General features: G+C 65.7%; 10 protein-coding genes. 4 read left to right on the top strand and 6 right to left on the bottom strand.

Translation table 11 applies throughout. The features are described 5' to 3' along the window. Nucleotides 1-904 (top strand): ATP-binding cassette domain-containing protein (locus ACTS1X_RS08725; protein ID WP_442614000.1); only part of this gene is annotated, 904 nt, incomplete at its 5' end. Here the strand turns inward: ACTS1X_RS08725 and ACTS1X_RS08720 are convergent. Continuing rightward, a complete protein-coding gene (locus ACTS1X_RS08720) occupies nt 894-1,601 on the bottom strand; it encodes a TorF family putative porin (protein ID WP_442613999.1) in 708 nt (235 codons plus the stop codon). The genes ACTS1X_RS08725 and ACTS1X_RS08720 overlap by 11 nt on opposite strands. Before the next feature lie 262 nt (nt 1,602-1,863). On the opposite strand from ACTS1X_RS08720, the gene ACTS1X_RS08715 reads away from it, so the two are divergent. Continuing rightward, entirely contained in the window at nt 1,864-2,205 is a 342-nt protein-coding gene (locus tag ACTS1X_RS08715; protein ID WP_442613998.1) for a hypothetical protein, read from the top strand. Here the strand turns inward: ACTS1X_RS08715 and ACTS1X_RS08710 are convergent. The 5 genes from ACTS1X_RS08710 to ACTS1X_RS08690 are packed head-to-tail and all read right to left on the bottom strand — an operon-like array spanning nt 2,202 to nt 8,411. Then, complete coding sequence (locus ACTS1X_RS08710) at nt 2,202-3,536, bottom strand: mechanosensitive ion channel family protein (protein WP_442613997.1); 1,335 nt, start codon at nt 3,534-3,536, stop codon at nt 2,202-2,204. The two genes, ACTS1X_RS08715 and ACTS1X_RS08710, sit on opposite strands and share 4 nt — an antisense overlap. Continuing rightward, on the bottom strand, nt 3,524-4,768 hold the full coding sequence (gene metC / locus ACTS1X_RS08705) for a cystathionine beta-lyase (protein ID WP_442613996.1): 1,245 nt from the start codon (nt 4,766-4,768) through the stop codon (nt 3,524-3,526). The genes ACTS1X_RS08710 and metC overlap by 13 nt, the downstream gene beginning before the upstream one ends. Beyond that, nucleotides 4,723-5,568: a 3-mercaptopyruvate sulfurtransferase gene (sseA, locus tag ACTS1X_RS08700; protein ID WP_442613995.1), complete on the bottom strand. Its 846-nt coding sequence runs from the start codon at nt 5,566-5,568 to the stop codon at nt 4,723-4,725. Before sseA ends, metC begins: the two co-directional genes overlap by 46 nt. A 59-nt stretch (nt 5,569-5,627) precedes the next feature. Continuing rightward, complete coding sequence (locus ACTS1X_RS08695) at nt 5,628-7,163, bottom strand: cryptochrome/photolyase family protein (protein ID WP_442613994.1); 1,536 nt, start codon at nt 7,161-7,163, stop codon at nt 5,628-5,630. A gap of 48 nt (nt 7,164-7,211) precedes the next feature. After that, entirely contained in the window at nt 7,212-8,411 is a 1,200-nt protein-coding gene (locus tag ACTS1X_RS08690; RefSeq protein WP_442613993.1) for a hypothetical protein, read from the bottom strand. A 181-nt stretch (nt 8,412-8,592) separates the two neighbouring features. On the opposite strand from ACTS1X_RS08690, the gene queF reads away from it, so the two are divergent. Together queF and ACTS1X_RS08680 are read left to right on the top strand one after the other, a co-directional pair. Beyond that, entirely contained in the window at nt 8,593-9,039 is a 447-nt protein-coding gene (queF, locus tag ACTS1X_RS08685) for a preQ(1) synthase (RefSeq protein WP_442613992.1), read from the top strand. 2 nt (nt 9,040-9,041) lie between these two features. After that, nucleotides 9,042-9,682, top strand: a 641-nt coding sequence (locus tag ACTS1X_RS08680) for a glutathione S-transferase family protein (protein ID WP_442613991.1), incomplete at its 3' end; no start/stop codon positions are given.

The following is a 9,682-nucleotide window of genomic DNA, read 5'->3' as shown; positions in this document are numbered from 1 at the left end:
GCTGCGCGACGGCCGGGTGGAGGAAAGCGGATCGGCCGCCCGGCATCTCGCCGCACCGACCAGCGCCTATGGCCGCGCGCTGCTGGCCGCGACGCCGCGGCTCTCCGATCCGCCTCCATCATTGCCGGAAACCGGCGCGCCCCTGCTCGTGGCCGGGAATGTCGCCGTCTCCTTTCCCCGCCCGGGCTGGCGAAAGGGCCGCGTACAGGCCGTGGCGGACGCTTCGCTCACCGTCCATGAAGGGGAGGCCTTGGCGCTGGTCGGCGGGTCGGGATCGGGCAAGTCGACGCTCGCCCGCGCCATCGCCCGGCTCGGACCGATGGAGAGCGGCACGGTTTCGTGGCGCGGCGAGGCCCTGCCGACCCGCAAGCGCATGACCCGGGCCCATCGCCGGCTGATCCAGCCCGTCTTCCAGGACCCGGGCGCGAGCCTCGATCCGCAATGGCGGGTGTCGGACATTGTCGCCGAGCCGCTGCGCCACCTGCGGCCCGAGCTGGCCGCGCCGGGCCGGACCGACCTCGTCGAACGAGCGCTGCAGGAGGTCGATCTGCCCGCCGCTTTCGCCGACCGTTTCCCGCGCGAACTCTCCGGCGGGCAGGCCCAGCGCGTCGCCATCGCGCGCGCTCTGGTCGCCGAGCCCGAAATATTGCTGCTCGACGAAGCGACATCCGCGCTCGATGTGCTGGTCGCCGGCCGGGTGCTCGACCTGCTCGAAAAGCTCCAGCGCGAGCGCGAACTCGCCCTGCTGTTCATCACCCACGACCTCGCCGTCGCCAAACGGCTCTGCCACCGGATCGCCGTGATGGATTCGGGCAGAATCGTCGAAGAAGGGCCGGCGCGGCAGATCATCGCCGCGCCGGCCCATCCGGCAACCCGGAAGCTGGTGGCGGCGTCTAGAAGCTGACGCCGAGGGTACCGACGACCGTGCCGTCGGTCAGCGGGCCGTTCACCGCCGTGCTCACATAGGCGACGCCCACGGACAGCATGCCGAACGCCGCTTCGGCGCCGAGCGACCAGTCGACATAGTCGTCGTCATTGTCGATCGACAAACTGCCATTGGTGTAGCCGAGATGGCCGCTGACGGTGATCGGCGTTTGCGGAATGCCCACAGAGATGTCGCCATAGACATAGGTATTGTCGTCATTGCCGATCGCATTCTGGCTCGGCGCATAGGCGATACCCGTCGTGATTTCCGCAGGCCCGATCGAATAGGACAGTGAGGCATAGGGCTCGACATAGTCCGCGTCGCCGACATTGCCGTTCGGATAGATATAGGCGAGAACGCCGACGTCGAGCGTCAGCCCCGAGGTGATCTCGCCCGACCAGCCGGCATAGATATCGAGTTCGGTATGGCCGAAGACCGGGCTGTCCTCGATCGAGGATGCCCAGGTGCCGACATAGAAGCCGCTGTCATGCTCGAGATCGATGCCGCCCTGGATGGCGATGTCCTCGTCCGAGAAGGACACGCCGCGGAACCGATAGTCGGTGACGAGCGCGGCATTGCCCGAGACGCTGAAGCCGCCGCCGAGTTCTTCGGCCTGGGCGGGCACGGCCAACGCGGTGGTTGCGAGGAGGGCAAGGCCGAAAATCGAGGTGCGCATAATAGTTCCTTTTCGTTCGAATACGGTTCTATTCGTCCCTGCGCACCCCTCAATCTCTAACCCTCGTAGAGGGCGGACCGATGAAGCGATTGATTGGGATGATGCATATTTTCGCACCTGCACACAACGATATTTCAAAGATTGTCGTAAAAAGGATAGAGAATGTTGCTGCGCTGCAACATGATTGGTGCAGCGCAATGCGCTTAGCCAAATATTAGCGGCTTGGTGCGATACTGCCGATGGCGATGGAGAGATATCAGCGATGACCGCGCACAGAGAGATTGCAACGCAAGCCGGCGGATCGGCGGGTCTCGACCGGATTCCGCAGCTCTACGCCGTATTGGGCGTCGTCGAACAAATGGCCGCGGACCGATCCGGCTCGCTCGAAGTTCCGGACGAAATCGCGCTTTGCCAGGCCTTCGACACCATCCCGGGCATCGCCAGAAAAGGATTCGACAGGGTGGCCGACGAGGCGACGGTCGCCGCGACGGCGGGCGCGCAAGCCCTGATCGGCAAGGGCGGGGATAGCTCCGCCGCAGCCGAGGAACTGGCGCGCTATCTGCGCCGGCGCATCGTCCAGCTGGGCCGTTTCGCCGGACTCTAGCCTTTTTCGGTTTTCGCAGGCTCCGGCTTTGCGACGCCGTCTCCGCCCAGCGCCTTCGGCTTGCCATCGGGCCAGTCGCGGATATGGAGGTCGCGCTGCGGGAACGGGATCTCGATATCGTGTTCCTTGAACTTCCACCAGATGCGGTTGAGGATGTCCGAACGGACATTCCCCACGCCGCTTTCGGGGTCCTTGATCCAGACCAGGACATCGAAATTGACCGAGGAGTCCCCGAACTCCGTGAGCCAGATATTGGGTTTGGGACTTTTGAGCACGCGCTTACAGTCGAGCGCCGCCTCGACCATGATTTCCTGGGCGAGCCGGATGTCGCAATTGTAGGACACGCCGACCTCGATATGGACGCGCACTTCGAGGCTGGAATAGGACCAGTTCTCCACCTCTTCGGTCATCAAATTCTCGTTCGGGATCAGATGTTCCTTGCCGTCGCGCGTGATGATCGAAACCGCGCGCACGCCGATCTTGTTGACCCAGCCGAAGCTCTCCCCGACCGCGATTACGTCGCCCGGCTTGATCGAGCGGTCCATGAGCAGGATGATGCCGGCGATCAGGTTGCCGAAGGTCTTCTGCATGCCGAAGCCGACCGCGAGACCCAGCGCGCCGGAGAAGAAGGCGAGTGCGGTCAGGTCGATGCCGAGAATGTCGATGCCGATGAAGAAGGCGGCGACGACGATCGCGATCAGCGCGAGCTTGTCGGCGAGCAGCTTTTGCGCTGGATCGAGACCGCTCGACCGCTGGATCGAATGGCTCACGATCCGGCGGATGATGCGCACGACCGCAAACAGGGCCAGCGCGGTGATCGCAATGACCAGCACCGTGAGAAGCGAAATCCGGTTGTCGCCGACCGTCACGCCGATCCGGTCGAGAACGAAGGAGACGCGCTCCAGCCCCCCGACCGCGTTGCTGAGGATCACGGCGAAGGTGAAAACTCCGGCCGCCAAAGCGATCCAGCGCGCAAAATTGGTCGCACGGACGATGTGCCAGACCAGATAGCCGGCGCACAGGCCCCAGCCTGCCCCGATGATGAGATCCGTGAAGGTCCACCAGTCCATCGCGAAGAAGGCGATCGCGAGAACGATCGACACCGATCCGTGATAGATGATCCGGATCATGCGGTCGGCCAGGCCTTCGGCCCGCTCGCCGGCGACCCGTTCCCAGAATCCGCGCAGATGCCGGCCGGCCAGCCGGCTGATCACCCAGCCCAGCGCCATGCCGACGCCGACAATGGAGAAGCCGATGATGGCGGCGAGCCAGTTGAGGTCGGCAGGCAGCGGAATGCCCGCTCTCGTCAGCAGTGCGATTATTTCCTGCATGCGGCCTTCTCGTATCTTTCCAGCCCCTTCGCAAGATCGGCGATCAGGTCGTCGGGAGCCTCGAGACCGATATTGAGGCGCACCAGCGGTCCCTCGGCTTCCCAGCGGGTGGCCGTCCGGTCGGGCGTCGGGTCGACGGGCAAAGCGAGGCTCTCATAGCCGCCCCAGCTGTAGCCGATGCCGAACAGGGCGAGATCGTCGATCAGCGCGCCGACCGCCGCGTCATCGCCTCCGTTCAGCACGAAGGAGAACAATCCCGCGGCGCCGGAAAAATCGCGCCGCCAGCATTCGTGGCCCGGGCAATCCGGCAATGCCGGGTGCAGCACGCGCGCGACCTGCGGCTGATCGGCCAGCCATCGCGCGACCGCGAGCCCGCCATCCTGGTGCTGGCGCATCCGGACGTCGAGCGTGCGCAGACCGCGCAATGCCAGATAGGCGTCGTCGGGCGACACGATCTGGCCGAGCTGCTGCGCGGTCCGCCGAACGCGCGTCCAGTATTTCTCATGGGTGGTCACCGAACCGAGCATCACGTCGCTATGCCCGACGATATATTTGGTGCCCGCCAGGATCGCGATATCGACGCCATGCTCGATGGCGCGGAAGAAGTAGGAGGCCGCCCAGGTATTGTCGAGCAGCGTCGCGATCCCGCGTTCCTTCGCCACGGCGCAGATTGCCGGCACGTCCTGAACCTCGAAGGTCAGGCTGCCCGGGCTTTCCATCAGGATCGCGCGGGTCCGGTCGCAGATCAGCTCGGCGATGCCGGCGCCGACCAGCGGATCGTAATAGCGCGTCTCGACGCCCCATTTTCCGAGAAAGGCCTCGGCATAGCTGCGCGTGGGATCATAGCTGCTGTCGGCCATCAGCAGCTCGTCTCCGGGCCGGAGCACGGCGAGCAGCGCGCAGGCGATCGCCGCCACGCCCGAGGGAAACAGCATCGTCCCGTGCGCGCCGGGCTCCATCCCGGTCAGCGCTTCGGCCAGCGCCCATTGGGTGGGCGATCCGCGCCGGCCGTAGAAGAAGCGGCCGTCTTCGTTGTTCGCCTTGCCGGCGCGCAGATCGGCGACGCTGTCATAAAGATGGGTGCTCGCCCGCCAGACCGGCGGATTGACGACGGCGCCCGTCCATTCCCTGCGCCGGCCGCCGGTAACCAGGCGCGTCGGCAGCTCGGTATCCGATTTGCCGCCGCTCACGCGGCTCCCGTCGCTTTTTCGGTATCGGGTTGGCTGCCCCATTCGGCCCAGCTGCCGTCATACAGCGCGACATCGGTCTTGCCGAGCAGCTTGGCGCCGAACAGCAGCACCGCGGCCGTCGTGCCGCCGCCGCAGGTCGTCACCATCGGCTTTTCGAGATCGACGCCCGCCGCCTCGAACGCCGCCTTCAGTTCGTCGCCGCGCTTCCATGTCCCGTCCTCGTTGAACAGGGTGGCGTGCGGGACATTCTTGGAGCCGGGAATATGGCCCGGTTCGACGCCGGGCCGAGGCTCGGGCTCTTCGCCCCGGAAGCGATCTTCCGGCCGCGCATCGACGATCTCGGTGTCGTCCGATCCGACCAGCGCCTTCATCGCCGCCAGATCGCGCACCGAACTGTCGTCATGGAAGGGCGTGAAATGCCGGTGGCGGACCTGCTGCTTGCCCTGCTCGACCGGATTGCCCTCGGCCTTCCATTTGGCGAGCCCGCCATCGAGCACCGCGACATTGTGCGCGCCGAAGACGTCTTTCGTCATCCACCAGGCGCGCGCCGCGCTGTGGAGCGGCGAATTGTCGTAGATCACGATGCGGCTGCCGTCGCCGATCCCGAGCGACTGCATCCGGCTCGCGAATTTCTCGGCGGACGGCAGCATGCCGGGAATGGGATTGGACGTGTCGCGCACCTCTTCCAGGTCCAGGAACACGGCGCCTGGGATATGCTCGAAGCCATATTCGGCCTTCGCATCGCGGCCGGCATCGGGGAGGAACTGCGTCGCGTCGATGATGTGCAGATCGCTTGCCCCCGATTCTCCGGCGAGCCATTCGGTCGAGACGAGCATGTCCATATGTGCGTATTTCCTGCCTGGGTTTTCGAGTCCCCCAATCCTTAGCTTTGGGGGCCGGGCTAGTCGAGGGATTCCAGAAAAGCCCGCGCGCTGTTTCTCAACGCGATTTTCTCGCCCTTCGCCTTTTTCTCCCATGTCCGGTACGGCATGGCGAGGCGGCGATTGCCGCGGAGCTTGTCCTCGTTCCGGGCGAGAAAGTCCCAGTACAGCGCGTTGAACGGACAGGCGTCCTCGCCCGTCCTCGCCTTCACGTCGTAGCGGCAATGGCCGCAATAGTCGGACATCTTGTTGATGTAATTGCCCGACGCCGCATAGGGCTTCGAGGCCAGCAGCCCGCCATCGGCGAACTGGCTCATGCCGAGCGTGTTGGGCAGTTCGATCCATTCATAGGCGTCGGCATAGACTTCGAGATACCAGATATGGAGCTGGTGCGGATCGATGCCGGCGAGGAGCCCGAACGTGCCGGTGATCATCAGCCGCTGGATATGATGGGCATAGGCATGGTCGAGCGTCTGGCCGATCGCCTCGGAAAGGCAGTGCATGTCGGTCTCGCCCGAATAGTAGAAATCGGGCAGGTCGCGCGCGGCGCCGAGGAAGTTGCGCTCGGCATAGTCCGGCCCCTCGCGCCAATAGATGCCGCGCACATATTCGCGCCAGCCGATGATCTGGCGGATGAAGCCCTCGACCGCGTTGAGCGGCGCCTCGCCGTCCCGGTATTTCTTTTCCGCCTCGCGGCACAGGTCGAGCGGATCGAGCAGGCCGACGTTCAGATACGGCGACAGGAGCGAGTGGTAGAGAAAGGGCTCACCGGTCAGCATCGCGTCCTGATAGTCGCCGAAACGGGCCAGGCATTCGTCGAGGAAATGGCGGCGCGCGCGCAGCGCCTCCTCATGCGTCACCGCGAACCGGAAATGGTCGAGGCTGCCCGGATGATCGGCGAAGCGCTCGGCGACCAGGTCGAGCACGGCCCGGGTCGTCTCGTCGGGGCGGAAGGCGATCGGCTTGGGCAGGAAGAGATCGGGATCGGCCGGCTTGCGATTGTCCCGGTCGTAATTCCACTTGCCGCCTTCGGGATCGTCGCCATCCATGAGCAGCCCGGTTTTCCGGCGCATCTCGCGGTAGAAATATTCCATGCGCAGCTGCTTGCGGCCTTCGGCCCAGTTCCCGAATTCCCGGTGATCGCAGAGAAAGCGGGCGTCGGGACAGATTTCGACCGGGATCCCGAACTTCTCCTCCCAGTCTTCGAGCATCGCCCGGACCCGCCATTCGCCCGCTTCGGTGACGCGGATCCGCGACGGCGCATGGCGCTCGACGGCGCGCGCCACCTCCCCGGAAAAGCTGCCGCTATTGTCTGGATCGTCGAGTTTCACATAGTCGACCGTCCAGCCGCGCGAACGCATATCCCCGGCGTGATGGCGCATCGCGGCGAGGATGAAGGCGATCTTGGCCTTGTGGTGGCGGACATAGCCGGTCTCCTCGTCCAGCTCCATCAGCAGCAGCACGGCGTCGTCCGGCTCGACGCCGTCGAGCGAGGACAGGCTCCGGCACAACTGGTCGCCCAGGATCGGGATCAGGATGGGGCCGCGTTCCGACATCTGGCCCGGTTCGCCCGGCGCACTCCGAGCGTCAACCCGTCCGAACGGTCAGGCGGTCTTGACGCTCAGCATCCGGCAACCCAGCGCGCCGAACTGGCCGAAGCCGCGCTCGAGCCAGAAGGGCTGCATCTTGGGCCGCGGCGGCTTCAATTCGCGTCCGACCAGCATCGTGGCGTGCATCTCGTGCACGACGCCGTCGGCGTCGCGATAACGCGGCATCATGTCGACGATCGGGACCAGCATCGGCTTGCCCTGCGATTGCAGCGGCCGGAAGGTTTGCGGGTCGAGGCGGATTTCGCCGCTATGCGTCTGCGTCGCGCCGGCTTCGAGCGTGTCCACCACCAGACAGGGCGCCGGCGCATCGGCGGCCGCATTCAGCGCCGAATTATCGGCACAGCGAATACCGAGCCGGACCGACACATCGCGGAGCGGCTCGTCGCTGATATTGTGGAGCCGGAGCCGATAGCCGAGCGTCAGGCCGAGCGTCGACAGGCGCGCCATCAGCGGCTGGAAATCGATTTCGATGCGCGTGGGGGCCTCTCCCTCGGCACGCGGGGCACTGCCGGCCGGCACGGCAGGCGCTGCGGATACCGGCGGCGGCGCCACGGGTTCGGGGGCGGGGTCCGGCTCCGCCTCAGGTTCCGGCGATGTGCGCAGCAGCGGAGCGGGTTCGGAGGCCCCTTCCGATTGCCGCGACAGACGGGCGCGCATGACGGGCACCGCCGCCACGAAAGCGAGCAGTATGAGCAGACCGGCCAGCCATAGCCACCATGGCGATTGCACCGGATCGCCGGTCGTCGTCGCGGGCGGCGTCGTTCGTTCCGCCGTGGCAGCGACCGGCGGCGAGGCGCGTTCGGAGGATGCGACCGGAGGCGGACCGGCGGGAATGGCATCGGGCTGGACGGCCGGATCCTGCGAGACCGTTACGGGCGGCGCGGATGGCGAAGTCCGGGCCGCTGCCGGTCGCGCGTCGGTCGTCGCCGGCGCCGTATCGGGCGGCGGCGTGACGATCGGCGCGACTTGGACGGGCGGGGTTTGCGACGGAGCGGCATTGTCGTCCTCGCCGATGAGGCGGGGTGGCGGGACGCCCGGCGCCCGCGGACCCTGGACATCGGGTTGCGGCCGCTCGCGCGGCCGGCCGGCCGGCAGGTCGAATACCGGCGCCTGCCGGGCGACCGCCTCGGTATCGTCCGCCTGCTGCGCGGGCGCATCGGCGGTCGGCAGGGCCGCCCCGATCGCGCATGCCAATCCATATCCCAAAAGCCGTCGCAACGGTCGCGTCCCTATCCTGTTCCGGAGCATCAATACGCGCCGGGTCTATCCCGTTCCATGCACGATATCGACCCAGCCCAAGCCGGATGCAGGTTAATCGCCGATGAACCGAGCGGCGGGAATGACATGAAGCGGCAAATCGACTAGACGAGCGGCCATGAAACCCACGCATCTCGGCAAGACGTCCGCACTCCCGTCCTCGCCCGAAGAGGCGATGCTCGATTATGTTCCGAACCCCCGGCCGGGCGAACTGTATCTCGTGCGCTTCGCCGCCCCGGAATTCACCTCGCTGTGCCCGGTCACGAGCCAGCCGGACTTCGCGCATCTCGTCATCGATTATGCGCCGGGCGAGACGATCGTTGAGAGCAAATCTTTAAAACTGTTTCTCGGAAGCTTCCGTAACCATCGGGCATTCCACGAAGATTGCACGGTCGGCATCGGCAAGAGGCTGTTCGACGAGATAGCACCGCGATGGCTGCGCATCGGCGGCTACTGGTATCCGCGCGGCGGCATTCCGATCGACGTCTTCTGGCAATCGGGTCCGCCGCCCGAAGGCCTGTGGCTGCCCGATCAGGGCGTCGCGCCGTATCGCGGACGCGGCTGACCGTGACCCATATCCTCTACGGCGCGCCGCCCTCGCTCTATTCCGGGAAGGCCCGCGCCTATCTCGACTGGAAGCATATCGATTATCGCGAGGTACTGCCGACGCCGGATATCATGAAGGGCGTGATCATCCCCAATGTCGGGCGGCCGGTCATGCCGGTGGTCGAGACCGACGACGGAACGATCCTCCAGGATACGACCTGCATCATCGATTATTTCGAGGAGCGGACCGAAGGCCCGTCCGTCTATCCGGACGGCCCCGTGCAGCGGCTCGTCGCGCTGCTGTTCGAACTTTACGGCGACGAGTGGCTGGTGATCCCGGCGATGCACTATCGCTGGAACTATAACGAGGACTGGGTCTATGGCGAGTTCGGCAAGGTCGCCCTGCCGGACGGAACGCCGGAGGAGCAGAACGCGAAGGGCCGCGAGAACGGCGCCCGTTTCAAGGGGTTCGTCCCGGCGCTCGGCATCACGCCGGAAACCGTTCCCGGCGTCGAAGCGAGCTATGAAGCGCTGTTGGCCGAACTCGACGCGCATTTTGCCGCGCACGACTATCTGCTCGGCTCCCGCCCCTCGATCGGCGATTACGGCCTGATCGGCCCGCTCTACGCGCATCTCTATCGCGACCCGGAATCCGGCAAGCT

The sequence above is a fragment of the Parasphingopyxis sp. genome, assembly GCF_052168275.1.
Taxonomy (GTDB): Bacteria; Pseudomonadota; Alphaproteobacteria; order Sphingomonadales; family Sphingomonadaceae; genus Parasphingopyxis.
Note: the sequence above shows the minus strand (reverse complement) of the source record. Positions and strands in the feature narration are given on the sequence as shown.

Excerpts from the sequence above, each read along its gene's own strand:
- ACTS1X_RS08720 (WP_442613999.1), bottom strand. The coding sequence starts at position 1,601 with ATGCGCACCTCGATTTTCGGCCTTGCCCTCCTCGCAACCACCGCGTTG.
- ACTS1X_RS08715 (WP_442613998.1), top strand. The coding sequence starts at position 1,864 with ATGACCGCGCACAGAGAGATTGCAACGCAAGCCGGCGGATCGGCGGGT.
- ACTS1X_RS08710 (WP_442613997.1), bottom strand. The coding sequence starts at position 3,536 with ATGCAGGAAATAATCGCACTGCTGACGAGAGCGGGCATTCCGCTGCCT.
- metC (WP_442613996.1), bottom strand. The coding sequence starts at position 4,768 with ATGGGGCAGCCAACCCGATACCGAAAAAGCGACGGGAGCCGCGTGAGC.
- sseA (WP_442613995.1), bottom strand. The coding sequence starts at position 5,568 with ATGGACATGCTCGTCTCGACCGAATGGCTCGCCGGAGAATCGGGGGCA.
- ACTS1X_RS08695 (WP_442613994.1), bottom strand. The coding sequence starts at position 7,163 with ATGTCGGAACGCGGCCCCATCCTGATCCCGATCCTGGGCGACCAGTTG.
- queF (WP_442613992.1), top strand. The coding sequence starts at position 8,593 with ATGAAACCCACGCATCTCGGCAAGACGTCCGCACTCCCGTCCTCGCCC.